21 protein-coding genes and 2 pseudogenes are annotated in these 24350 nt (G+C 56.5%); 12 read left to right on the top strand and 11 right to left on the bottom strand.

The features are described 5' to 3' along the window. Window positions 1–217: 217 nt before the first annotated feature. Window positions 218–1270, bottom strand: coding sequence for an IS110 family transposase (locus RBB80_RS33160; protein ID WP_433968409.1), 1053 nt, complete (start codon window positions 1268–1270; stop codon window positions 218–220). Window positions 1271–1782: 512 nt separating this feature from the next. Here RBB80_RS33160 and RBB80_RS33155 point away from each other — a divergent pair. Beyond that, complete coding sequence (locus tag RBB80_RS33155) at window positions 1783–2484, top strand: hypothetical protein (RefSeq protein ID WP_433966310.1); 702 nt, start codon at window positions 1783–1785, stop codon at window positions 2482–2484. A gap of 234 nt (window positions 2485–2718) precedes the next feature. Here the strand turns inward: RBB80_RS33155 and RBB80_RS33150 are convergent, their stop codons facing one another. After that, window positions 2719–4776 (bottom strand): phospholipid carrier-dependent glycosyltransferase, encoded by a 2058-nt coding sequence (locus tag RBB80_RS33150; protein WP_433966309.1) that lies wholly within the window; start codon window positions 4774–4776, stop codon window positions 2719–2721. 1073 nt (window positions 4777–5849) lie between these two features. Here RBB80_RS33150 and RBB80_RS33145 point away from each other — a divergent pair. The 5 genes from RBB80_RS33145 to RBB80_RS33125 all read left to right on the top strand — a co-directional run bounded on the left by RBB80_RS33145 (window position 5850) and on the right by RBB80_RS33125 (window position 11255). Next, window positions 5850–7937: an alpha,alpha-trehalose-phosphate synthase (UDP-forming) gene (locus RBB80_RS33145; protein WP_433966308.1), complete on the top strand. Its 2088-nt coding sequence runs from the start codon at window positions 5850–5852 to the stop codon at window positions 7935–7937. A 1-nt stretch (window position 7938) separates the two neighbouring features. Further along, window positions 7939–8730: a trehalose-phosphatase gene (otsB, locus tag RBB80_RS33140; RefSeq protein WP_433966307.1), complete on the top strand. Its 792-nt coding sequence runs from the start codon at window positions 7939–7941 to the stop codon at window positions 8728–8730. A 299-nt stretch (window positions 8731–9029) separates the two neighbouring features. Next, window positions 9030–9776: a hypothetical protein gene (locus RBB80_RS33135; RefSeq protein WP_433966306.1), complete on the top strand. Its 747-nt coding sequence runs from the start codon at window positions 9030–9032 to the stop codon at window positions 9774–9776. Window positions 9777–9951: 175 nt separating this feature from the next. Next, window positions 9952–10926, top strand: coding sequence for a SpoIIE family protein phosphatase (locus tag RBB80_RS33130; protein ID WP_433966305.1), 975 nt, complete (start codon window positions 9952–9954; stop codon window positions 10924–10926). A gap of 107 nt (window positions 10927–11033) precedes the next feature. Next, on the top strand, window positions 11034–11255 hold the full coding sequence (locus RBB80_RS33125; RefSeq protein WP_433966304.1) for a hypothetical protein: 222 nt from the start codon (window positions 11034–11036) through the stop codon (window positions 11253–11255). Between the two features lie 671 nt (window positions 11256–11926). On the opposite strand, the gene RBB80_RS33120 is transcribed toward RBB80_RS33125, so the two are convergent. Further along, window positions 11927–12952, bottom strand: a complete 1026-nt coding sequence (locus tag RBB80_RS33120; protein WP_433970009.1) for an IS110 family transposase — start codon at window positions 12950–12952, stop codon at window positions 11927–11929. An 803-nt stretch (window positions 12953–13755) separates the two neighbouring features. Here RBB80_RS33120 and RBB80_RS33115 point away from each other — a divergent pair. The 5 genes from RBB80_RS33115 to RBB80_RS33095 all read left to right on the top strand — a co-directional run bounded on the left by RBB80_RS33115 (window position 13756) and on the right by RBB80_RS33095 (window position 16576). Then, window positions 13756–14526 carry a PAS domain-containing protein gene (locus RBB80_RS33115; protein ID WP_433966303.1) on the top strand — a complete coding sequence of 257 codons (771 nt, stop codon included), beginning with the start codon at window positions 13756–13758 and terminating at the stop codon, window positions 14524–14526. A gap of 314 nt (window positions 14527–14840) precedes the next feature. Continuing rightward, a complete protein-coding gene (locus RBB80_RS33110) occupies window positions 14841–15074 on the top strand; it encodes a hypothetical protein (RefSeq protein ID WP_433966302.1) in 234 nt (77 codons plus the stop codon). Continuing rightward, window positions 15056–15277: a PAS domain-containing protein gene (locus RBB80_RS33105; protein WP_433966301.1), complete on the top strand. Its 222-nt coding sequence runs from the start codon at window positions 15056–15058 to the stop codon at window positions 15275–15277. The genes RBB80_RS33110 and RBB80_RS33105 overlap by 19 nt, the downstream gene beginning before the upstream one ends. Next, complete coding sequence (locus RBB80_RS33100; protein ID WP_433966300.1) at window positions 15274–15705, top strand: PAS domain-containing protein; 432 nt, start codon at window positions 15274–15276, stop codon at window positions 15703–15705. The genes RBB80_RS33105 and RBB80_RS33100 overlap by 4 nt, the downstream gene beginning before the upstream one ends. A gap of 319 nt (window positions 15706–16024) precedes the next feature. Beyond that, window positions 16025–16576, top strand: coding sequence for a tyrosine-type recombinase/integrase (locus RBB80_RS33095; protein ID WP_433966299.1), 552 nt, complete (start codon window positions 16025–16027; stop codon window positions 16574–16576). A gap of 318 nt (window positions 16577–16894) precedes the next feature. Here the strand turns inward: RBB80_RS33095 and RBB80_RS33090 are convergent. The 7 genes and pseudogenes from RBB80_RS33090 to RBB80_RS33060 form a co-directional block, all read right to left on the bottom strand. Beyond that, window positions 16895–17487 (bottom strand): annotated as a pseudogene (locus RBB80_RS33090) (enolase C-terminal domain-like protein). Window positions 17488–17931: 444 nt separating this feature from the next. Continuing rightward, on the bottom strand, window positions 17932–18498 hold the full coding sequence (locus tag RBB80_RS33085) for an FtsX-like permease family protein (RefSeq protein WP_433966298.1): 567 nt from the start codon (window positions 18496–18498) through the stop codon (window positions 17932–17934). After that, window positions 18462–19778 (bottom strand): FtsX-like permease family protein, encoded by a 1317-nt coding sequence (locus RBB80_RS33080; RefSeq protein ID WP_433970008.1) that lies wholly within the window; start codon window positions 19776–19778, stop codon window positions 18462–18464. Before RBB80_RS33080 ends, RBB80_RS33085 begins: the two co-directional genes overlap by 37 nt. After that, a complete protein-coding gene (locus tag RBB80_RS33075; protein WP_433966297.1) occupies window positions 19739–20578 on the bottom strand; it encodes an ABC transporter permease in 840 nt (279 codons plus the stop codon). Before RBB80_RS33075 ends, RBB80_RS33080 begins: the two co-directional genes overlap by 40 nt. A gap of 8 nt (window positions 20579–20586) precedes the next feature. After that, complete coding sequence (locus RBB80_RS33070; protein WP_433966296.1) at window positions 20587–20937, bottom strand: PadR family transcriptional regulator; 351 nt, start codon at window positions 20935–20937, stop codon at window positions 20587–20589. A 444-nt stretch (window positions 20938–21381) separates the two neighbouring features. Further along, window positions 21382–22161, bottom strand: a complete 780-nt coding sequence (locus RBB80_RS33065) for a hypothetical protein (RefSeq protein ID WP_433966295.1) — start codon at window positions 22159–22161, stop codon at window positions 21382–21384. Further along, window positions 22152–22586, bottom strand: a complete 435-nt coding sequence (locus RBB80_RS33060) for a hypothetical protein (protein WP_433966294.1) — start codon at window positions 22584–22586, stop codon at window positions 22152–22154. The genes RBB80_RS33065 and RBB80_RS33060 overlap by 10 nt, the downstream gene beginning before the upstream one ends. A gap of 439 nt (window positions 22587–23025) precedes the next feature. Here RBB80_RS33060 and RBB80_RS33055 point away from each other — a divergent pair, with 439 nt between their 5' ends. Further along, window positions 23026–23322, top strand: coding sequence for a hypothetical protein (locus tag RBB80_RS33055; RefSeq protein ID WP_433966293.1), 297 nt, complete (start codon window positions 23026–23028; stop codon window positions 23320–23322). A gap of 333 nt (window positions 23323–23655) precedes the next feature. Here RBB80_RS33055 and RBB80_RS33050 read toward each other — a convergent pair. After that, window positions 23656–24146 (bottom strand): annotated as a pseudogene (locus tag RBB80_RS33050) (SIS domain-containing protein); the annotation flags it as partial. Window positions 24147–24350 lie beyond the last annotated feature (204 nt).

Here is a 24350-nt window from a genome sequence, read left to right as displayed (position 1 = left end):
CCTGGCCAGGATGGAATGCGCTGCGCTCTTGTCCCCATTAGTAATGCAGCCTTGAAGGGCTTCTTCCGGTTACGGGTTTTTAGAGCGCCGGGTTCGACCGTTGTGCCATCTCATTGTTCGCCAGCAGACCTGGCAGGAAAATATAAGTGCGTAGTAGTAGCTGGGCTGGGGTTGTGGGAATCGCATACGCGATTTCCAAGCCAGGTTTAGCCGGGCGTCATCTGCAGGCCAGAGGAGCTGAACCGCTGCCGGCAAGCAAAGGAGGCCGATAGACTTCGCCCTTCGCAAGCACGGCCCACGCCATGCGCGCCAGCTTGTTCGCCAAAGCGACACCTGCGACGTTGTAGTGAGTGCGCGAAGTAAGCTGTGCCAACCACGCACTCAGGCCAGGAGACTGCTTGTCTCGAAACTGCAGGACTGCTCGTGCCCCTTGTACAAACAACCGTCGCAAATAGGAGTTCCCGCGCTTGCTAATACCGAGTAGCTTTTGCTTGCCGCCAGTTGAGTGCTCGCGCGGAACTAATCCAACCCAGGCTGCGAACTCACGACCCTTGCGAAAAGCTGCCCCGTTGCCAATGGCTGCGATGAGCGCCGTTGCTGTAAGCGGGCCGATACCGGGAATCGCATCGAGACGTCGGCAGACTTCGCTCTCCTGCGCAGTCTTCTCAACCAGCACCTCGGCCTCTTCCAGCCGTATAGCTAACTGATCCAATTCCAGCTTCAGTTGAGCCAACAGCAACCGCACTGAGCCCGACAGCTTCATCGAGGCGTCTTCCAGGAGTCCTGGCAACATGGCATCCAGATGGCACCGTCCCTTCCGCACCGTGATCCCGCGTTCCAGCAGCAAGCCGCGAATCTGATTGACGACTGCCGTGCGACGCATCACCCATCGCTCCCGCACCCGATGCAGGGACTGAAGATCCAACTGATCATCGGTCTTGATCGGCACGAACCGCATCCTGGGTCGACCCACTGCCTCGGCAATCGCCTCGGCATCGATATAGTCGCTCTTGTTCGTCTTCACGTACGGCTTCACATACTGCGCCGGGATTAGCCGAACTTCATGCCCCTGCTCTCGTAAGGCGCGGCCTAGAAAATGGGAACCACCGCAGGCTTCCATGCCGATTCGTTCCACTCGTAGGTTCGCGGTGAAGTGCAGTAGTTGCTTGCGGGAAAACTTCTTGCGCACCACAACCTCGCCGCGCAGGTTAAGGCCAACAAGATGAAATACCGTCTTGCCGAGGTCAATGCCAATCGTGTGTAGTTCCATGGGACGCCTCCTCCGTGTGCCTCTTATATCCCAACTGCTTGCTGGGTAATGGCGGCGGACCATCCCATTAGCAATCCCTCGTGAGATGTCTTCCCGCTCGGCCAGCGTCAGCGTTCGCGGTGAGCGCCGACGAGCAGCAGGAACGATACCTCCGCGCTGCGTCAACAGGAACCGAATGGAACCATGCCCCTTACCGAAGGCGCGCCCAATCTCATGCAACGACTCGCCCGACTTCCAACGGCGCCACATGTCGATCCGCTGCTCAGTGGAAAGCCTGTTCCGTTTTCCTTGTGCCATAAACACCACCTTTAGAAAATGAATTCATATCAAATGGTGTTGCACCGACCGGTTGAGACCGCCCCGGTTTCCGGCAAGTTCACCTGGCCAAAAGGTTCGGTGCGTCGAACTTGGTGAAAACCCCGTTTTCAGGGACCAGCCTCGGCTATACACTTTTCGGGGGTACTCGTTTGCAAGAAGAAGTAAGAAGAAATTGGGGCCGAGAGGCTGCAGGCGTGCTGATCTGCCTTGGCATCGGGTGGGGTGTCTACACAGAAGCTCTCAGTCTTGTGTCATGGCACTTCGCACGCATCACCGCTGACGCTCATCCAAATCTTTCGGTGATTCCACAACCAGTTCCGGATACATCCATCGTGAAGTTAGATGGTGTTCGAGTAGCTCGCTTCGGCTTTTCATTTCAAGTCCCATGGAAAGATGTTGATCAAGACCGGTCGGCAAAAGGTACCGCTGCAGTGGTGACCTTCCGAGACGGAGGAGGACTGCTCGTCTTCAACCCAGCAACTCAAACTGACAGCGCTAAGATCATGCGCGGAGCTTCGCTCAGTCAAAGGAAGATGATGGAGGAAATCTTCGGAGCACGGGCGCTCAGGTCGAACTATGAACTGATGGCAGCAGAGGTGGAGACTACGCCGAATCAGATAGCCTGGTGGAGTACGCGAAAGCAGAACACCCGAAATGCCATCCTCCTCGTTGATAAATCGGGAGACTTGCGCGATGCACATGAGATTTACAAACTCGCGTCTGGGGAACTACGGGGATTTCAGTTTGGAAGTCCGACTGTTGAGCCTTACATCGTCCAGCTTGATCTATTCGATCCGTCAGATCACCACTACCGCATACTGGTCACGCCCTCCAAGCAGAAGAAGCCCGTGATATCGCAGGCACAGATCAATGCCGTCGTGTCATCAATGCGTTAGCAATGCAGGACGATCGACCTCCCAGAAAGTCGGCTTTGCGGCAAGTTCAGATCCAAGTTTCTCAAACCCGTTTTCCGGACCTGTGCCGTCAGCACGGTTGCCCATCACTTTCGCTAAGCTGACTTATCGGTACGCGCACCCGAAGCTGTTAATTACATGACGGACGGTTTTAGGAACTTTGAAGACATATGGAACGCTCTCGCGCCAAGCCGAGTCGGTAAACTCATTCCGCGATTAGTGCGAGGCATGGGCAGTAGTCGCGAGGCCGGCACGAATCTCGGCTCTCTGAAGGAAATACCATTCCGGTTGGGAAGCCGCGATTGTCTCGGCTTGCTGGTATTCCTGATGGGCCTGATCATTCAGGCCGACTCCAGCCAACGCATTTGCAAGCGTCAGGTGTGCAAAAGCGCTAGTGGGCATCTCATGCGCTGCGGCTCTAGCTGGTCCGAGTGCCTGAGAAAACTGTTTCTCGCCATTCAGGCTCATCGCTTCAGCGAGTTGGTTGATGGCGATCACTCTGCTCATATCAAATGTCCCGGTGTAAACCATGTCCGCCCCGCCAATGACGGCGCGCGGCTTGGCTTTCTGAAACACCTCGTACGGGTTCAGATCAGGACGCTCCCACTCGATGCCGGACCAGCTAAGCCCGCTGATAATGAAGGTTCCGGACTGGACCCCGGACAACTGGGCTTCGCCCTTATCTCCATTTAGCTCGAAAAGGTTGGCGATGATGCGATTACAACCGATACCTGAATGGTTTGGCCTTGCGAAGCCGTCGTAGGCGAACGAGCAATCGGTGACTCGATTGTCTTTCAACCACGTCGCGACCTGCGGGAGAGCCTGCCCCCAATCGTTGTTTGAATCCGTGAGTAGATTGTGGTTGTTTGAAACTCCTCCAAAGATTTCGTTGCCATAAGCGAGCTCATTTGGAAATGCAGCAAGCGATGAAGCGACATGCGCCACTAACAATACTGCGATAGCGGAACGAACGAAACGCCCGTTTGTTGTTCGCCAAAGATGGACGATCGCCGCCCCTATGAGGCAACAGAGAGGTGCGATCACAGGTAGGATGTGGCGATATCCGATGTTCAGTGTGCTGACCATGCCCGCAAGTAGCCACACTAAGCTGGGAGCCAAAAAGTAGAAGGGCCGTATGTCGAAGCTGTGTTTTCTGAACGCAAGAAGAGAAAGGAGAGCGAGGCCGATCATTCCAAGCGTGGTTTTGATCAGGATGACGGAGGGGAAGTACTGGGGGACACCGTGGGGATACAGATGCCCGAACAGAAATGCAGATTGGCCAGGGTCGGAAATGCTGAGGACATCAACCAAGCCGTAGAGATACGCCTCTGGGAGTAGATGGTGATGCGCAAGAAATGGGATGGTCTTGAGGATGACGCTGTGATTTTCCTTAGCTCGTGTGTCGGCGATGAAGTCGTTCAGGGACGTGGTCATCTGGGCCCCATCTGGTCTGGCCGCATAGCGAAAGTGATACGTTGCCCAAAGAACCCCGAAGCCTAAGAAAAGAATGAAAAGGACGGCCGATGCTTCCTTCAATACTTTGCTGGTTCGCGACTGCTCACCGCTGTTCCAATCAAACGTGAGCTCCGCGATCGCCAAGAGTAGGAGTGTCGGGACGATCAGAACGCCAGAGTGCTTTACGGAGAGCGCCAAGCCACAGGAAAGACCTGCAAGAAGAAGTCCCTGAAGGGTGCGCCGCCGATGAAACAGGAAAAATGACGCCACCGCGAGAAGGCTCGTTGCTGAAAGCGCCATGTCCGTGGTGACGAGCGAGCCGTGTGCTATGAGGGTCGGCTCGAAAGCGATGAGCGCGAGGCTTACCAGAGCGCTGGGGTCACCGAACATTCTTCGGGTGAAGAAGAAGGCTGTCAGCGCCAGAAGCAACGCAAATGTCACCATCCCGCGACGCGCGAGTGGAATTACTCGATCGATCTTCGCGGCCGCACTCGGACCAGTGGAGCCGTAAAGCCACTCGGCTGAATCTGCATACCCTGAACCCTTAGCGGTGGAGACTACCGGACAAGGTCCACTCGGAGCCGGGATCTTCGCGATTCGAAGCCCCAAGCCGGCCATCATCTTCGCAAGGGGAGGGTGCTCTGGATTCACTCCAAAATCGGCGCATTGCCAGTAGCGATACCCTGCATAGGTGTGAAACCCTTCATCGTTGGTAATGACTTCCCGGTTGGTGACCGCGAGCATCTGCCAGAGAAAGGCACCCGTGAGAACCGCCGCGAGCAGCCAGATAACAGCCGGAAAAGTAGTTATTCTTGTCAATGCAGCGGACTCCAGTTCGGATAGCAATGGTACGACATCCTTCGATGGCAGGCTCTCCCGGACGAGGATTGCGGAAAACGAAACAGTATTCAGAGATGGACACTCGACTGAGGTGGTGCGCGTTCCCGTTCCTACTTGGGTTAAAAGGTATGTGGTCGGGCCACTCGTGATTCAAATACTGAGAGCCGGAACGTCCGTGGTTCTCGACTTCGGTGGAAATACCCAAGCGCAACGGAAGTGGGTCCGTTCGCTCTTTGAAGAAGCGCAAGTGAAACATGATTGCACTACTTGGACGTTCCTGAAGATGAGTGTTTGGCACGGCTAAAAATCCGGAACGAAACAAAGCCAGAAGAACTCTTTTGCGACTACATCAGAAGAAGAGTTCTCAGCTATAGCTCGCTGGTTCCAGCCTCCGGTCCCAGAAGAGGGTTTCACGTTTCCCCCGACTGATGGTCTATTCGGAAGCGACCTCAACTTCTTGTTAGCCGACCAACCGGGAGTTATCGGTGGTATCTCGAATCGGCCTGCCGGATGCGCCACTTCGCGTACGGCCTCCTCTCCACAGGACGGCAATCTTTGTAAGCGTCTGCGATTCAAGTGGTATGGTGCAGGTAAATCCTTCTCTTGAATGCCCTTTGCGGAAAGGTACCCGCGTGAAGTAATGGAGGCCGTACTGAGAACGTGCGAAGCACAACGCCCGCAGACTTCTTTGGATAAGCGATAATGATTCAGATGGGTTGATCTACGGGCTCCCTGACTGGCGACTGCAGGGCAGGTAGAGAGATTTACGGCGGCTACCTTAAAGGCTCCCCGCCGATTCTGCGACATTTGGTTTCTTAGTTTTCTGCAGAAAGACTGGCGCGCCGTCTTGTGAAGATCCTAAGCTTACGATTGATAGTTGCGTTGATCATTGGCGTGACTTTAGTTTCGCTGGCTTCGTCCTGGTACGAAGTGAGGACGACAAAGGATGCGTTGCGCCGGGATCTCGAAAGCAAAGCTGAGACACTCGGCCAAAGCTTAGCCGCAGGTACAGAGGCCCCCTGCAGGCCGGAGACACTGCCAGGCTGGAACTGATGGTACGGCGCTCCACCAACCACGACCATCTGCTGGGTATTGGCATCTATGGCAGCGACGGCGTTCCGCTGGTCCTAACCCCAGACCTGGGTTCTCTCATATCGGGCGCGCCGAAGTTCATGACGGACGCACTTCACGGCAATCGCACTGTAAGTGAATTTGTACGATCGCGCTCGAAGCGGATCCACATGCTGGTCGCTCCCATACGCGCGCCGGACAATAAAGTAATCGGGGAAGTGATCGTCGTTCATGACGCGACGTACATACGAATCGAGATCTTTCGTGCCTGGAGCCGATTCTTCCTTCGTATTGCGGTCCAGGTACTGGTGATCGCGATTATCACTCTGTTGGTTCTGCGCTGGAGCCTGACTGGCCCGATTGCGCGCATGGCACAGTGGATGAAGGCACTTCGTACAGGACGACATGCCGTTCAACCTCCGGCAGAAGATCTGAATTTTCTTTCACCTTTCGCGAATGAGTTGGCGCCGCTGGCGGAGAGCATGCGGCAGGCACGTGCAGCGGCCGAGGCAGAAGCCAGATTGCGCAACATCAACGAATCTCAGTGGACCGCCCAGCGGCTCGCCGATCATGTGCGCAACAGGTTAAACGGCAGCAATCTTTTTGTGGTCTCGAATCGCGAACCCTACCGGCACGTGCGGCAGGACAAGAAGGTAAAAGTCACGGTCCCGGCCAGTGGTCTGGTCACGGCAATTGAACCGATCCTTCGAGCGTGCCACGGAACCTGGGTGGCTCATGGAAGCGGCAATGCGGACGCAGATACCGTTGACACACATGACCGCCTCCAGGTCCCGCCAGACGATCCACGCTATACGCTTCGTCGGGTCTGGCTCAGCGGGGAGGAAGAAGATGGCTACTACAACGGATTCTCGAACGAAGGCCTGTGGCCACTCTGCCACATCGCTCATACGCGTCCGACCTTTCGCACATCAGACTGGGAGTACTACAACAAGGTCAACGAGAAGTTCGCCGATGCAGTAGCGGAAGAGATAGCGGGCGAGGAACATCCTGTGGTGCTGATCCAGGATTACCACTTCGCCCTCTTACCGCGCCTGCTCAAGGACCGGCTGCCCCACGCAAGAGTCGCTATCTTCTGGCACATTCCGTGGCCGAATGCCGAGTCATTCAGCATCTGTCCGTGGCAACGCGAGCTGCTCGACGGTTTGCTGGGAGCCGACCTGATTGGCTTTCACACCCAGGCCCATTGCAACAATTTCCTGAATACAGTGCACAACGTACTCGAGGCGAAAGTTGACTGGGAACACTTCTCTATCGAGCGCAACCAACATCGATCCTCCATCCTCCCATTCCCGATCAGTGTTGAACTCGTTGACGATCGTTCCCTGGACCGGACAGGGATGACTGCTGAGGAGGAACGTAGTGCACTGCTTCAGGAGCTGGGTCTCGAGGCGACATACCTCGGCGTAGGCGTCGACCGCGTGGACTATACCAAAGGGATACTCGAACGATTCCAGGCTGTTGAGTCGTTTCTCGAACGCTATCCAAAGTATCAGGGCAAATTCACCTTCATTCAGATTGGTGCGCCGACCCGCAGCCGTATCAAGCGCTATGCCGACTTTCAGGCCGAGGTTAAGTCTGAGGCCGAAAGGATCAATAACCGCTTCAAACGGGGAAAGTGGAAAGCTATCGTCTTTCTGAATCGAGAGCACACGCATGAGGAGGTACAGCGGTACTATCGAGCCGCTCATCTGTGCATGGTCACATCCCTGCATGACGGCATGAACCTTGTGTCAAAAGAGTACGTTGCAGCGCGACAGGACGAGCGTGGCGTATTAATCCTGAGTCGCTTCACTGGCGCCGCGAGAGAGCTGCATGACGCCCTCATCGTGAATCCGTACGACATCGAGTCGACGGCCGAGGCAATTGCGCAGGCGCTCGAGATGAATGTGAGCGAGATGGTCGATCGAATGAGGCGAATGAGACGATCCGTCAGGGAAAGAAACATCTATTGGTGGGCGGGCACTCTCATCGGCGAGCTCTGTGAACTGCGTCTGAAGAAGGGATACTCAAATGTCTCTGTCATACGCAGGGCGAAGGCGGAGAAATAGCTTGCGCGACAGCGTGACGACAAGTTTGCTCGATGCTTTTCTGCAACGGCTCAAGACAGCCCCGTCATCGGCGCTGCTGCTGGACTATGACGGCACCCTGGCGCCGTTCCACGTCGACCGCAACCGAGCCTTCCCTTATCCCGGAGCCATTTCGATTTTGGAGAAAATCGCCCAGTCCGGCAGGACAAAGGTCATCATCATCTCGGGGCGGCCCATCGTGGAGCTGCGCGCACTCCTCGCTCCGATGAACAACCTCGAAATGTGGGGGACACATGGCCTGGAGCGCCACTTGAGCAATGGAAGTTATAGTTGCATCCCGATCAACGAGGAAGACGCTGTGGCCCTAGCAAAGGCGCAGGAGTGGATCGTCACGGCAGGACTGTTGTCCAGAGCGGAGGTCAAACTCGGTGGCATCGCTATCCACTGGCGAGGACTATCCCCTGCAGAAGCGAAGAGCGTGCAATCACTCACTCTCGATGGCTGGACTAAGATAGCCGAGCAATCGCGACTCAAGCTGCTCCAATTTGAAGCGGGACTGGAGCTACGTGTCTCGCATCCTGACAAGGGCGATGCAGTCACGTCGATCCTTGCGGACCTCGAGCCGCGCGCGCCTGTCGCATATATGGGTGACGACCTGACGGATGAAGACGCTTTCTGTGTTCTAAACGGACATGGACTTACGGTGCTCGTGAGAGATACCTATCGTGAGACCAACGCAGACACGTGGATCAGACCACTGCAGGAATTGATCGATCTTCTCGAACGATGGCTAATTAATATTTCTTCGAAGTGATCTCTATCACAGCCGTTTACTGGTGACGGGCAATCCGGACGTTTATCGGGACCGGATTGGAGAAGGGGTGCCGACGATCCGGGAGTTAAGTGACGAGAACCGCATTTGTCGGAACTGATCACGCAAGGCGAATTGGTGTCACTCCTGGGAGAGCAATACCTGTCTCCCTTCCGTTGCCGATCTCCACCATCAACTCACGCCACCCTTTGGCAGCCCGTTTACAATAACCAGTGACGGCCAACCCCGCCGGACCTCCTCCGACCCGGCCCGCCCCCGGAACACCCGAGGACCATCCCCCGATGCAGCCGCCCCTTCCCACCAGCGTCCCTACACTCACCGCTCCCCGCTTCTATATCACCGGCCGCCAGCCGCTCCGCCCCGAAGCCATCCTGCTCGCTATCGTAGCCGCCGTCGCGGCGCTCTCCTCGGTCCTCTATGCTCTGGGTCACACCGAACGTGCATATCTCACCTCCGGCAGCTCCGGCGCTGCCCGTCCCGCCAGCGCCACATCTGGAGCCGCCTCGGCTGCCGACGAGAAAGATGATCCATCCCAAATCGACACCATCGTGCTCGGTGATCCTGCCGATGCTCCTGTCCCCGCCCGCCGGGGAGACCACGTCAGCCCCGTTCACCCCACCATCCTCGTTCGCCTGCCCCGCTTTGGCGACCAGGTGGGCCTCATCCCTGACACCCCCGCTGGCCGCCTCCTGTACGGCTGGCTCGCCGCCTTCAACCAGTCAAGCTACCCGGCGCTTGGCAACGCTCTGCCCAATGTCGCGCTCGCCTCCGCGGCGGCTGCACAGATCGAACTCCGGCGGCAGACCGGCGGCTTCAACCTGCTCTCTGCCAAAGAGATCCAGCCCGGCGTCCTCGTCTTCCGACTCCGCGACCAGACCCCCGCGGCGATCGAGGCCCTCGGCACCCTCCAGGTGCGTCCGAACTCCAACCCCGCCGCAATCGCGAGCTTCAGCCTCCGCGCCGTTCCCAGGCTCCGCCAGGACGCCACCACTGGGGCTGCCCCACTCTCGGCAGCCTCACCGCGATGAGTCGGCAATCGCACGCAAGCCCGACCCTCACCCCGCTGCACGTGAGCTCACACCCGGCAGTTGGTCAGTTTGAATTTATCGATTGAACTTATCCGCGCAGTGCACCGGATAAACGCGCATCGAAAACAGGCGTGGCAGAATCTAACAGCGGACACTTCGACTGAGGGAGATTCTCATGGCCACGCTGGAAGCTAGTTTCCTGCAAGGTCAACTGGAGGAGCGCAAACGCCGGTTGGAAGTTGCGGTTGCATCTGCGCCGCGAAACTCCAGCCTGGCCGGCCTCTTGCGCGAAGTAGATTCGGCGCTGGACCGGATGACCGAAGGCACCTACGGCCTATGTCTGGAGTGTCACGACTCGGTGGAACGGGACCGTTTGCTCGCGGATCCATTGGTGCGCTACTGTCTGGACCATCTGACCCAACCGCAACGCGCCGCGCTACAACGGGACCTCGACCTGGCTTCCCAGGTGCAGCGTAATTTGTTGCCGCAAAAGGGCCTGCGCGTGGGCTGCTGGGAGACGAGCTATCATTTCGCGCCTGTCGGCGCCGTCAGCGGCGACTACTGCGACTTGATCCCGTCCGATGGGCGCCTTCTCTTCCTATTGGGCGACGTCTCCGGCAAGGGCGTGGCCGCTTCCATGCTGATGGCACAGCTCCATGCATTGTTCCGCAGCCTGACCGGCATGTCCCTGCCGCTCGGCCAAATTGTCACCTACGTCAACCGCTTTTTCTGCGAATGTGCGTTGGCGGGACAGTACGCCACGCTGGTGTGCGGGCTGGCCAAGCCGACCGGAGAGATAGAGCTCCATAACGCCGGACACTGCCCCGCAATCGTCGTTGGGTGCGGCGGCGTATCTTGTATTGAACCTAACGGTTTGCCTCTGGGGATGTTCCTCGAAACAGAGTTTTCCGCCACGCCCGTGCAACTGGAAGCCGGCGACACGCTCTTCCTTTACACGGACGGTCTTTCAGAAGCCAGCAACGAGAGTGGTGAGTACGGCGTGGACCGCGTCATGACATTGGTGCACCAGCAGGCTGCGCGGCAACCTGCCGAGTTGATCGACGCTTGCCTTGACGATGTGCGGGCGTTTACCAACGGCGTCCCAAGCTTCGACGACATGACTGTGTTGGCCCTTCGGCGCTGCGACTAAGCGGATTCGTACCGAGATGTCGACTGTGGGTAGTCATGTGAATTGCTGGGGAGATGTTGCTGTTGCGCGGCAGAGGTTTTGGTTAAGATTTGCCGGTCCGGACTGTGATGTTGGACGAGCAAGACCCGCGAGATCAAAACGGCAATGTCCTCTACGACAGTGGAGGGACTTTGCTCGATACATGGAGACAATGGAAAGTCTCGTTGACGGCGACTGGTGCCGGTCCATTGCCGTCAGGCTTCAACGTCAAGCGAATTCTCGGAAAAGGTGATCTCTGGATCACGGAATACACCATCCCCTACCAGGGGGCGAACAACATACACAGTTAGCATTATGGAGTTCCGCAACGGTAAGGTTGTGCACGAGACACAGTATTTCGCGGATCCCTTCGAGGCGCCGGCCTGGCAAAGCCAATGGGTTCAGCTGATCGCATGACGCCGAATTGAGATCCAATTAGTACCGGCAAGTCGGCATAGCGGAAGTGATCGCCGGTTCGGCCCTCGAACTACCTAGTTCCTCCCGAACAACGAGCAATCGGGAAGTAACCCTCAACTGTCGAGACGAGGTCAACGCGCTCATTGAGCGCCCCTGGTCTCCTTCTTGGCCAGAACCACTTGAGTGAATAACCGGCTATCCGTTGAAGTGTTTGTGACGTAGTTCAGGGCTCCCAACTGTACGAGATGCCGACTTCCATGATAAGTCTTTGTCAAGTGGGGCAAGGCTTTCCCGTGGCGCTCAGGAGAGCGCCTGGTTGTTTCACTGAGCGTGTTCATCACTTCGCGGTTGTGCCTCTCGGCGCGGTTCCTGCGCGTGATGCAGCACCAGACATCCATTCGCTGTATCGGGCTGTTGAGACCGTCACAGAAGATTGAGTGAGTGTTTCCTGCCAGTCCCGAAACATTTCGAAGGAGGCATTGGGAGCTTAGCTCCGTCGCCCAGTCGGCTTCTGCGGGACCTGGCAGGTTGCGTTCGATGAATCTGCTCGTTCTTCGTAGCGGCTTCAGGCCGCTGCTCTTCGTTCTCCTGCCACTACGAACTCTCGTCCACTGCGGTCCACCGCAAGCAGATAGGCTACAAGCTTCCGGGCGACCGCAATCGGGGCTCGATTGGCATGGCCCTTCTGCTTTTCCGTGTCATAGACCAACGCCAGTTCGGGGCTCAAGCGCGGGGCCAGCTTAGCTGCTTCGATAAGCACCGATTGAAGATGTTTATTCCTCTGCTTGGAGATCGGCATGCGCTTGATCGTCTCCGCTGAACTTCGCTCTGCACCGCACAGACCGCAGTAACTGACAGCTTGCTTGACCGAGTGAAAGCGAGCTACATCGTCGACCTCAAGCACCCAGGTCAGAGCGGTGATCGGCCCGGCCGCAGGGATCGTCATCAGGCGTTCGACACGAGCATGAAGCAGCGGGTCACGGCGCAGGGAACGAATCAATGCACTCTCGGTCTTGCCGATCCGCACGATGGTCTCGCGGCAGATCGCCAGCAGCGGCTTCAGCTCGCAGCTGATATCCGGGTTGGTCTCCATCAGTTCCTTGAAGTAGCCGACCTTATGGAGCTTCTGCTTGTTGTAAACCACGCCTGACTCCATCAGCATCTGTGAGACCTTGTTGCGCAACTGTACGTTCTGCCGGACCAGTAGCTTGCGATAGCGTAGCGTCCTACGTCGCTCCCGAACCTCGGCGGAGACCATGTGGCACTCGGGCAGGAAATCACATCGAAGACAGTCGCAGATCTTGCTCGCATCGATGCGATCGTTCTTCTTCTTGGCCGCTGCGATCGCCCGCAGCATCAGCGGATGCGCCACCTTCACGGCTGCAGCATGAGGCAGAAGATGGTCATAGATCCATCCGGTAAACATGGTTGCTTCCATGGCCACGGTCCACGGAACTGGTAACGTCTTCACCCAATCGTCGAGCTGTGCTCTAGTCGCAGCAACGGTGCCTTCAGAAAGAACCGTACCACTCACGTCCTTCACGCAATAGCTGATCGTCTCCTTGTGGATGTCTAACCCGATGAAGTGCATACTGGTCACGAGGAGCCTCCTTGGATGTCTCTGAATCAGCAAGTAATCGCTGAGTTCAGCCCTTGTACACCAAGTCCTCCTCAACTCCGCGACTTATCCATCCAAACAATTCGTTCATGTGGAAAGTCACCCACTGGAAATCAGTAAACATTTCGTCCAAGTGGAAGTCACCCGCTGGAAATCAGCAAACACTAGCGCGTTTTTCAGGACCAATCTCACCGATTTCGCGTAAATAGCTGTCTATGAGCGGTTTGGGTTGATATCGCCAGCTGAAAGTGAACATCTATCAAGTCGACCTCCTGTGTGTCTGGTCAAAACCCGTCGTGCAGCTGTGAACGCCCTACCTTTCCCACACCAACTCCAAGAAGGTTGGAATTTGACAATCAGTTCGTGCCCGAGCGCCGGCGCTTCGCAGTCCACTCTGATCGGTACCTCGGCGGCAATGCTGCGCACGAGGCCATCGCGCTCATGTCCACGGAGTGTAGAAGTGAGTAATTTTTTGGCTCGCATCTTCCACGCGTTCCAATAATCGGGAAAGCGCAGCGGACCTTCCGACGTCAGTTCACTCAATGCCCCAGAGACTCCATACCGATGACGCCGAAGATCGGCTTTCGACGAGGATTGGCCTTTCTGCCGTTGACATTTTGGGGTCTGGAGAATTAGAAGGATCTGGACGGTTTATCATGTCCCCATGGCGAAAGTTGATCCAATTTCGGTCGACGATCAGAGCCTATTCATTCGCCAAATTGTCGAGATCGGTCGTATGTGCGGTCCCGGATGATCGTTCGAGTTGAGCGCGGCTTATGGCTGACATCACGAAAATTGGCGATTTTTTCCAAAGTTCTCCGCACCCCGCGTGGTTGGCAACAAGTCGGGGCGAATGTTTATTTGTCAACCCGGCGCTGGTGCGTCTCACTGGCCTCAAATCTGATCAGATCCAAGTTGACTGGCGCAGTTTCGTGCTGGAGGAGGATCGAGCCGCCGCTTCGGCGTCCTGGCAAAGATCTCTCGCATCAGGCACTCCCTATAGCACGCGCGTTCACCTGCGAGGATTCGACGGTGTTCCTGCAACCGTCGAACTGACCGCTTTCGGACACAAACACAATGACGGGACGGAACTCTGGTTGTTTACCGGTTCACACGTGCATCGCACCACTCAACAGTACCCACGGCTCGAAGCACAATTGCAAGCCACTCTCAATGTGATTCCGGCACATACCTGGTACGCCCTTCCGTCCGGTGCGCTCACATTCGTGAATGAACGGACCGGGGACTACCTTGGTCTGCCGAAAGACCATCCCCTTCGATTCGGCATCGACACAGGCCCAGAGTGGGATGCCCATATTCCCTTGCTGCATCCCGATGACCAAGAAGAGTCACGCAGGGTATGGTCAATCTGTCTACAAACGGGCTCCGCTAGGGAAAGCAGTATCCGAGTCCGCAACGCTGAAGGAGGATACCGCTGGTTTCAAACTCAGGTCGAACCACTCCGGGCGAGCGATGGAACCCTTCTGTATTGGATCGGGGTGAATCTCGACATTGACGAACGGAAGCGGGGCGAAGGCAGCTCGTAAAGAGCCGCCCAGGAGTTGCAGAGAAGCGAAGCCTACCTGGCCGAAGCCCAAAGACTCAGTCACACGGGCAGCTTTGGTTGGAAGCCAGGCTGCGAAGAGCATGTGTGGTCGGACGAAACCTACCGCATCTTCGAATACTCGCCGAGGGACAAGGTCACGCTCGATATGATCGTGGAACGCGTTCACCCTGAAGATCGCAACTTCGTGCTTGAGACTATAGAACGAGCTTCTATCAGCGGCGGCGCCATCGATACGAGTATCGCTTGCTCTTCCCCGACGATCGGGTCAAGAATGTTCACGTTCTGGCGCGACCATTGGAAACCAATTCCGATGACCTCGAGTTCGCAGGGGCGGTCATCGATATTACTGAGGCAAAGCGGGGAGAAGAGAAAATCCGGCTCAGCGAGAAGGAGCTTCAGATTCTCGTTGAGGCGATTCCTGCCTATGTAGGTACCAATCTGCCGGATGGATCGCTCGACTTCATCACCAAAGTTGGTTGGACTACACGGGCCTCTCCAGAGAACAGTGGATGGGCTGGGGTTGGGTGAGCACAATACACCCCGAAGACGTTGATCGAGTGGTGGCCAACTGGCAGGCCGCATTGGCCACAGGAGCGCCCGTCGAATATCAACTACGCTGCCGGGGCGCGGATGGAATCTATCACTGGTTCTTGTATCGCGGCGTCCCTTTCTGTGATGAAGGAGGAAAGTTGTTAAGTGGTACGGGACCGTCACGAACATCGACGTATTGAAGGAGACTGAAAGCGCTCTTCAAACGAGAGAGCACGAACTTGGCATTATCGAAACAATCCCCTCAATGCTTTGGTCATTGTGGCCGAACGGAGAACCAAGTCATCTCTCTAAAAGATTCCTTGATTATTTTGGCGCTCCCTTCGAAGAATTCCTTAATTGGGGGTGGGTGAAAATCATTCATCCCGATGATCGAGAGGAGACGGGGAAGCTATTCGCCCGTGCACTCGAAACTGGAGGATTATTCAACGTAATAAACCGCTGGCGACGCGCAGATGGAGAGTACAGATGGCATCACACGATGGGCGAACCTTTACGTGATCCCGACGGCAAGATCATTCAGTGGTACGGCCTCTCGGTGGACATCGATGAGTGGAAGCGAGCAGAGGAGACAGTCCGGAAGAGCGAGAGAGCTTCGGACCCTCATTGATGTAATGCCGGCCTATGTGGGGACCGCTTTGCCTGACGGAACGGCCGATTTTTTCAGCCAGCGTTGGTTGGACTACTTCGGCCAGACCAGAGTAGAAGCACGCGATTGATGAGTTTGTTGCCTGGTACTGCTCTGAACCACGACTGGCATTCAACAAAACAGTAGTTTTGCGGTATCGGTTTTATTTGGAGGAACGCGATCTTGCGCCCGGGACGATCAACGTGCGCATGGCTGCTGTGCGTCGGCTTGCTTATGAGGCAGCAGATTCTGGTCTCTTGAGTCCCGAACTCGCTGTCGGCATCCATCGAGTCAAAGGTGTTTGGGTAACTGGTTAACGGCGAGTGAGGCATTGGCGTTCTGGCAGTCGCCCGATAGCCGGACTCTTACTGGCAAGCGCAATCGAGCGATGTTGGCTATCTTGCTCGGTTGCGGGCTGCGGCGTCGCGAACTCGCTGAATTGACACTCGAGAGCCTGCAGCGCCGTGAGGAACGTTGGGCCATCGTGGATCTCGTTGGCAAAGGAAGACACATCCGAACCGTCCCCGTACCGAATTGGGTGAAAGAAACGCTTGATGCATGGTTAGCGGCTGCTGGCATCAGTAATGGTCCATTATTTCGATGTGTCTGTCGAGCAGGTAAGCTCTGGGGGCACGGCATTTCAGAAAAGACAGTCTGGCACGTCGTCAAGAAGGCTGCCACGAATATGAATATTGCACAGCTTGCGCCACGATCTTCGAAGATCATGTGCACGATTGTGCCACGACGCTGGTGGAGAGCTAGAACAGATCCAGTTCCTTCTTGGACATGTCTCAGTGCAAACGACAGAACGCTACATTGGCTGCAAGCAACATTTGAGGATCGCTGTGAATGACACGCTTGGCATAGAACCAGGCTGAGCATCTGGTCCGCGATCTGCGTGATGGCACCTCCACTCCACCCGGCTTTGACCACGCACTTCACAACGCTCGTATCATCGAGGCTATAGGCGTGCTGCCGAACGGGGCGAGCGGCAAAAGATCACACGTGTGCAAGAGACAGATCTGCGAGAGGAGCTTCTAACAAATCTGCTCAATGGTTTTTGACCGCTATGGTGTGGTCCCGATGTGTTGTGTCTGAGGAACGTGCCCGTTCCGGAGCCGCAAGATGGGGATGTCTTGATCCGGGTCGGCTGTGCGGGTACATCCGGCTACTATGCGCCGAACCGTTCCACTGCTTTCTCGTTCCAAACCACGCCTGTTCCTACAACCCCGTCGACAATGGCCATTCCGCCTGCGATCTGCAGCGGTTCGGCAACAACCGGATTCCACCAGTCTGCGTACTCGAGGAAATGGGCCGTTGGTGTTGCACACATGAGCTGTGCGCTAATCTCGGGCCAGAGATGATTCGAAAGCGGAATACTGGAAGCCTCTCCGAGGGCCGCAGCCCGAACCCATCCCGTCACACCGCCAATCTTCATCACATCCGGCATCATGTAATCTGAAGCGCGTGCTTCGATTGCCTGACACATTTCATGCGATCCCCACCAGTTCTCCCCACACTGGATCGGGGTCTTGATCTCGCGTGCTACCAGCGCGTGGCCTTGGTAGTCATGTGCCAAGACTGGCTCTTCCACCCAAGTGAGTCCTTCCTCATCAAGCACTCGGAGACGCCGTACTGCTTCTGGTGGCGTAAGGGACTGGTGTAATCCACCATGATCGCCATCTCATTACCGGTGGCCTTCCGCATCGCCCGCACTACTTCAAGGTCTTCCTCTACCGTTGCGTAGCCGATTTTCGCTTTCACTCCTTTGAAGCCACGCTTTGTCCAAGCTTCGGCCCCCTGCGCCGAACCTGCGACGCGTCGAACCCCACCGCTCCATATGCGTCCGCGAAGATGTCGGTCAAAACCAGCGGAGATTCGGAGATTATTCCACTCGCCGTCTTATGTGGCTGCACCATCGGCACGCGCACGGCACGAACGCAAAACTCGCGAATCTTCGGATAGGAAGCGAACAATTTCGCACTGGCACAAGACATATTGTAAAGATTTTCCAGTTGGCGAGTGACCGCCTAATCGGAATTAATCCACTTAGCCGTGAAACCGGCAAGTGTCCAAGTTGCCGACTATACGGCCATGTGGCTCGCGTTCCATTCGATGAGTGCGTTGGCGATTATGCAACAACTGAGAAAGGGCTGGATCTTCGCCTGCGATCCGGGTCCGGATTGCAAATTTCCCGGTGGAGCAGGATTAGTCTTCGCGCAGAAGGATCAGCGGATCCACCGACAGCGCGCGCTGCGCCGGAATCCATGTAGCCAGCAGACCGAGCAGGGCCATCGCGAGCACTACGCCGGCCAGGACGAGCGGATCGCGCGGCGTTGCCTGATAGACGATGAAGGCGAGAACGCGGGTCGCCAAGATCCCGAGGCCTAGGCCCGCGGCCGAACCAATCGCCAGCAGCTTCGCGGCGCGTCCCAGAGCGGCCTGCAGGACTTCTTTACGCTGCGCGCCGAGAGCGACGCGAATGCCCAGCTCCCGGAGGCGCTTGCTAACCGAGTAAGCGGCCATGCCGAAGATACCGGTAATCGAGAGCACCGCGCCCATGATGCCCAGCACACCCAGCGACACTGTCGCCACATGAGAAGGAAACAGTGCGAGGGCCAGTCCATCGGTCCACATCTGCAGGGTGAAGGGCAGGCCGGAATCGAGGCTCCGCAGCCTGCTCCTGATGTCTGTTGCCAGTTCTTGCGGATCGCGATCGGAGCGCACGACCAGATCGGTCAGGTGGGTAGGCCTCTGCAGCAACGGGAGAAACATCGCGGGTCGCGGATCCTCAGTGAGAAGGCCATACTTGCCGTCTTCCACAACGCCGACAACCTGAACGCGGGTTCCATCCCCCTCTTGTAGTAGCTGCCGATAGCGTTATTGACGGAACCGAAGATCCTGCGCGCAAAAGTCGCGTTTATGACGGCCACGGGCGGCGTACTCGTGGTGTTCTGCCACGAGAAGTTTCCGCCGGTCACCAGAGGTGTGCCTGCCGCACGGAAGTAATCGGGAGATACGCTGAACACCGCTACGTTAGCAGCGGCGACTTTCGATGGGCTGAGGTCTGTGGTCTGGCTGGTGAAAACATCATCGGTCGACCCACCCCCTCCAAGGGGAATCTGACTGATGTATCCGACGGACTTTACGCCGGGGATGGTCTCCAGCGTGTCGATCATGCGCCTTTGCATGGCGGGCACTCCGTCCCCGCTGTAACCGGCCATGCTGAGATCGGTGTTGACCAGCATCGAATTGCGGGGATCGAAACCGAAGCTGCTGTGGATGGAGCGTTCCAGACCGCGCAGAGCAACGAACGAAGAGGTCACCAGCACGGCGCAGATGGCAATCTGCACGGCAAGCAACACATCACGAAGAGTTATGCGGCGCCCGGTATGGCTCGCAAGGATGCCAGCCGCCCCAGCCTTGACCACCTCGTAAGGATTGGTGCGGAGTATCTGGCGAACGGGGACTGCGCCAAAGAGAAAGCCGCTAACGAGAGCCAACACCATTGCGACCAGGTAGACTTTTGCGTCGGGATAGACGGGCACATGCATGGGATATTGGGGAACCGGATGCCATACGCTCAGTTGCCGCAGGAGCGGGACGCTGCCTAACAGGCCCAAAGCGCCACCGCAGAGCGAGATCAGTACTGCTTCGGTGAACAGCGCCCGCAGGATGCGGCGGCGCGTCGATCCGAGGGCGAGGCGCAGAGCGACTTCTCGGGAGCGGTCGGCGGCACGCGCGGAAAAGAGGCTGCCCAGGTTAGCGCATGCGGCCAGGAGAATCAAAACAGCAAGCAGCATCATTCCGGTCATGAAGCCCCGCACCCCGGGACCGAGCAAGTCCCCGGCCAGACTCGGGCGGGCCAGCAAATAGGTCATCCATGCATCGTCTTTGGGGTAGGTCTTTTCGAGGTACGAGCCAACCGAGTTGAGATCGGCGATGGCCTGTGCCTGAGTCACTCCGGGCTTCAAATGCCCCAGCACCATGAAAATGTCGCGTTTCCCGCGATCGTTCAGAACATCGAATCCCTGTATCTGCTCCTGCTGCACCATGGGCACCCAGAAATCCGGAAAGAAGAAGAGCAGGGTTCCGTTGAAATCAGGGGGGCCACTCCGAGGATGGTGAACGGATGCCTGTTCACCTGAACAACGCGACCCACGATGCCGCGATCGTCCTGAAAATGGCTGTGCCAATACGCCCAGGAAAGGACTAAGTATGGAGCACTGTTGGGGCCATGCTCATCCGCGACGCTAAAGAAGCGTCCAAGATAAGGCCGAACCTCCATGGCTTCGAAATAGTTTCCTGCTACCTCGTAGCCCCAGATCTGAGATGGATTTTTGCCGGTGTCCAGACCCGCCGGAACGAGGATATAGGCTGTGAGAGCTTCGAAGGTGCGGTTTCGATCACGCAGGTCGAGATAGTCGGGATACGAGGTTGCCTGGTCTTTATCGCCTCCTCGCTCGATGGTGAAGAGGCTTTGCGGCCGAGGCACATTCAGCGGCCGAAGAATGAGGGCATTCAATACGCCAAACACCACGGCGTTGGCGCCGATGGCGAGGGCCAGCGTCAGGACGGCGGCTACGGTGAATACGGGAGAACGGCGCAGCTGGCGGAGCGCCAAACGCACGTCGGCCCAGATCGACTCGAGGGTAGGCCACTGCCACACTTCGCGGCTGCGCTCCTCAATCACAGCTTGATTGCCGAAGGCGATGCGCGCCTGCCGTTGGGCCCCCTGCGGGCTTAGGCCCTCTTGCATCAGCCGCTCCACAAGCTCATCAAGATGCAGGCGCATTTCTTCGGAGAGTTCGTCGAAGAGGCGGCGGCGACGGAAGATGCCCGGTATCCAGTTCATAGGTCCTCCTAACTGGCTGGAGATTTACCCGGATCGAGAACCAGCGTAATGCCCTCAAACATGCGCTCGAAGCTGGAGATCTGCTGCTCGAGATGGCGGAGGCCCGCAGGCCTGATCCGGTAGGTGCGCACGCGGCGATTCGTGGAGGAGACGCCCCACTCCGCCTTGACCAACTTTGCCTTGAGCAGCCTCTGGAGGGCTGGATAGAGCGAGCCCTCTTCCACCTGGAGCAGGTTGTTCGAGCGCTGCTGAATATGCTGAACGAGAGCATAGCCATGGGCCGGCTGGCGGCGGAGGGACTCGAGGATCATCATTTCGAGCGCCCCAGGAAACAGATCGCGAGCAGAAGCTTCTGGCATAGGCATGTTTGCTTCAGGCCTAGAGTAAACAGGGATCAAAGAATTTTGTCAAGTAGGATTTCTGGGCCTGCACACGTCTCACGTCCGTCGGCGCTTCGATCCGCATCCAGGCCAACTCACGCATTGAGCGATTTAGATCGATGAGCGTCTTCGGCAAGTTGCCGTAAAACCGGCTTTGCGGTGATGTGGCATACGGCTACGTCGGCAACGGATTCCAGGCGGGCACGTGTACGAGATGCCGACTTTACGCCTCACGTGGCGGCCCCGCGAGGCTGAAATCGAAGCCGCGTCAGATTATAGGGATTGGGGAGTTTGCCAGCATGCAGGCTTAATCGCCATGGTACCCGGACGTTTTACCCTACAACTTGGCGGAAGCAAGTGAACATTCAACGAGTCTCCACGCCAGTCAAGTGTGTTTGCTAATCGCTTCGGTTATCTGCTTCGTCATCTCCAATGCCAAGCCCCTGCTGACGCGTCACCGATCAATGCTGCGATGAATTCGAACTTCGGTACCAGTGGGATGTTTTCACCGACTTCCTTTGCCTTCTTGCTTTTTTCCCAGCCACGATAAGGAAAAACCAACAGCTCCTGCACACGTTTCTGACCGATGAGGTAGGGAAGCTCATTTAGCAGTATCGAGATTACAAGAACGATCGCGACGAATTTGGGGTCGCCAACCGCAAAGCCTCGCTGACCCAACAAAAACCACTCAAGAATGCCGAAAGCAAGCAATAGCGCAGTATTTAGCATTGCGTCGAAGAAAAACATCTTACGATATTCGGTCAGAATGCATCCCCAATCGCTCGCAGAAGGTAATCCAGTCCTTAGATCATCTGGGTGGAGCACCGGCAGGAGCAGCACTGGATCGCCCATCCGAATGCAGGACGAAAGCAAAAATCCAATCACAACCATTCCAGCTAAACCGAATACGCAGCTTAAGCAGATTGTGACAACTGCCAGAGGCCTGGAGAAATCTACTCCTAAGACCCAACAGCACAAGAGGCCCATCAGGGTTCCAACAGGGAGAGCCGAGTATATGGCTGACTCTCCAATAAAGTATCTGCGCATGAGCGCCAGGTGCGATTTAACCAGGTTCTTCGCTGATTCGTCTGCCTCGCGCGAGCCTGGAGATTCATCCCATTCGCGAGAAAGCCTCGCACCGATTGAGTCATGAAGCAGTTCTATGCCGTGTCCTCCTACAGAAAGCAGGAAGATTAAAAGCACCGCACATAGAGTCCATCGATGAAAAAAGGGAGGCGGAGTATGATTTTCGCAAAAAGAGTAAGGGTCAATCCTAAGACGGCCACCTCCAGCGCGATACTCAGTCGGTAGCGCGTGCGGAACGCCAATTTGGAGGCCAGCGGAAGCATTGAGACTACGGCACTCGCAGCGCAAATCCAAAAGCGCAATTGCCAGTTGACAGAGCGATTGTCCGGGAAAAACTTCAGCAACGAAAGACCGGCAAAGAGCAGTAGCATTGCCGTCGCGCCGATGTATATCAAGATAGGCCAAAACTCTTTGAAAAGGCGGCGCAGTTGAATCGTCCCGTGGTTCTTCCATTCCCTCCAAAGGGCACTAACGAGCGTCAGGAGCAAGTTCCCCAATTTATTGGGTGAGGTTGAAAGAGTCAGGATGTCGGGAAATGGCACTTGTAGATTGCTCCTTTCCACAGTTGCATATCGAGCCAATGACATCGAGGGATTGCATTAGAGTCTACAAGACAGGAATACGCAACGCTTCTGGGAAAATGATCCAAGTGGACGAGTAACCGGCTAATCGGAGAGTGAGCTTCCCTCTCGAATGAGCTACTATTTGGCAATCTAAATTTCGCTGATCTAACTATCTACCGCAGCAGAATAAATAACCCATAAGCTGGCCATTTGGCCAAATTATGGGTTATTTTTCAAAGCACACCCAATTTTTCCGGTCAAGTTGTCATCGGCATCAGGATGTAGCGACACTTCACATCTCCGAGAGCCTCGTTCCAATGCCAATCTGGCACATCCAAGAGGATGACTTCTCTCGAATTAGCGTCAGAACAAACACTGATGACGTATAGTTTTCGAAGAAATGGAACGGGAGGTCTCGATGCCGAGTCAAAAGGAATTGAATCGCATCTTCCTGAGTGCGTTCACTGACGGGATGACCCGTGCGGGTTTGTTCGTTCGTCTACGTATGCCGGGCGCTGCGCTTGACCCCAACGATAGCCAATTCATTGAAATGTTTGCGCAGGAAAAAGACCCGGTGGCGGCTATTCACGCCTATGAGGAGGGACGACGGCTATCTTATCGGTATGCGATGGCTGGCCTTACAACGGGCACAGCGGCGTTCCTCAGTGCTCTCGGGATCTTCACTTTCTTGGCGACGCGCGCGGCAGGGCACTGAGTGCTGAGGTGCGATAACTCATCAGTTAATCATCTAAGCCAGACTGCTTTGATGTGAAGATGGATTCGCGATCGGCAGCATATGCGGTGAGAATTCGAATGCAGTGTGCCAGCAGCTACTGACAGCTTCAGTTCTGGGATATTTGTCACAAATATCCGTAATCACATTGAAATTGTCTGTCCACGACGGACTGCGATATGTAGCGAATCTGGACAATTTTAAATATCCACAATATTAGTCAATTCACGCACGGCGGCTCAGTATCAAACTCTATTGTCGAGTATCAAACTTTATTGTTCGTTCACACCACCACGGTTCCTATGTTTATGTTCGCTACTCCACTGTCACGCTCTTGGCTAGGTTTCTGGGTTGGTCTACGTCGCAGCCTCGGCGGACGGCTATGTGGTAGGCGAGGAGTTGGAGGGGGACTACTTCGAGGATGGGGAGGAGTAGTTCGGGGGCCTGGGGGATGTAGATGGTCTGCTCGACGAGCTGGCTGATCTCGGTGTCGCCTTCGATGGCGATGGCGATGACGCGGCCAGAACGGGCGGTGACCTCTTGTATGTTGCTGAGGGTTTTTCGTACTTGAGGACGCTGGAGGGATCGTTGGGGTCCTTGGTGGCGATGCAGACGACGGGGAGGGATTCGTCGATGAGGGCGTTGGGGCCGTGCTTCATCTCGCCGGCGGGGTAGCCTTCGGCGTGGATGTAGGAGATCTCCTTGAGCTTGAGTGCGCCTTCGAGGGCGATGGGGTAGTGGATGCCGCGGCCGAGGAAGAGGAAGTCGTCGGAGGTGTGGAAGAGGCGGGCGAGCTCTTCGCACTGGGCGGAGAGGGGTGGGCGGGTGGTGGCGCGGCGGTCGGGTGCTGCCCAGGACGATGCCGATGCGGAGGCAAAATGCGGGGGTTTCTCCACTCCGGCGCTTTGCGCCTCCGGTCGAAATGACACATTTTTGTTATGACCAGCATTTCGGGCGTGGCCGGAGGGGCGGCGACGCCTTCGGAGGAGCCGGGGGAGTCGGGGGAGTGG

Origin of the sequence: Tunturiibacter gelidiferens (genome assembly GCF_051013345.1) — a bacterium.
In the GTDB taxonomy this organism is placed as follows: Bacteria; Acidobacteriota; Terriglobia; order Terriglobales; family Acidobacteriaceae; genus Edaphobacter; species Edaphobacter gelidiferens_A.
Note: the sequence above shows the minus strand (reverse complement) of the source record. Positions and strands in the feature narration are given on the sequence as shown.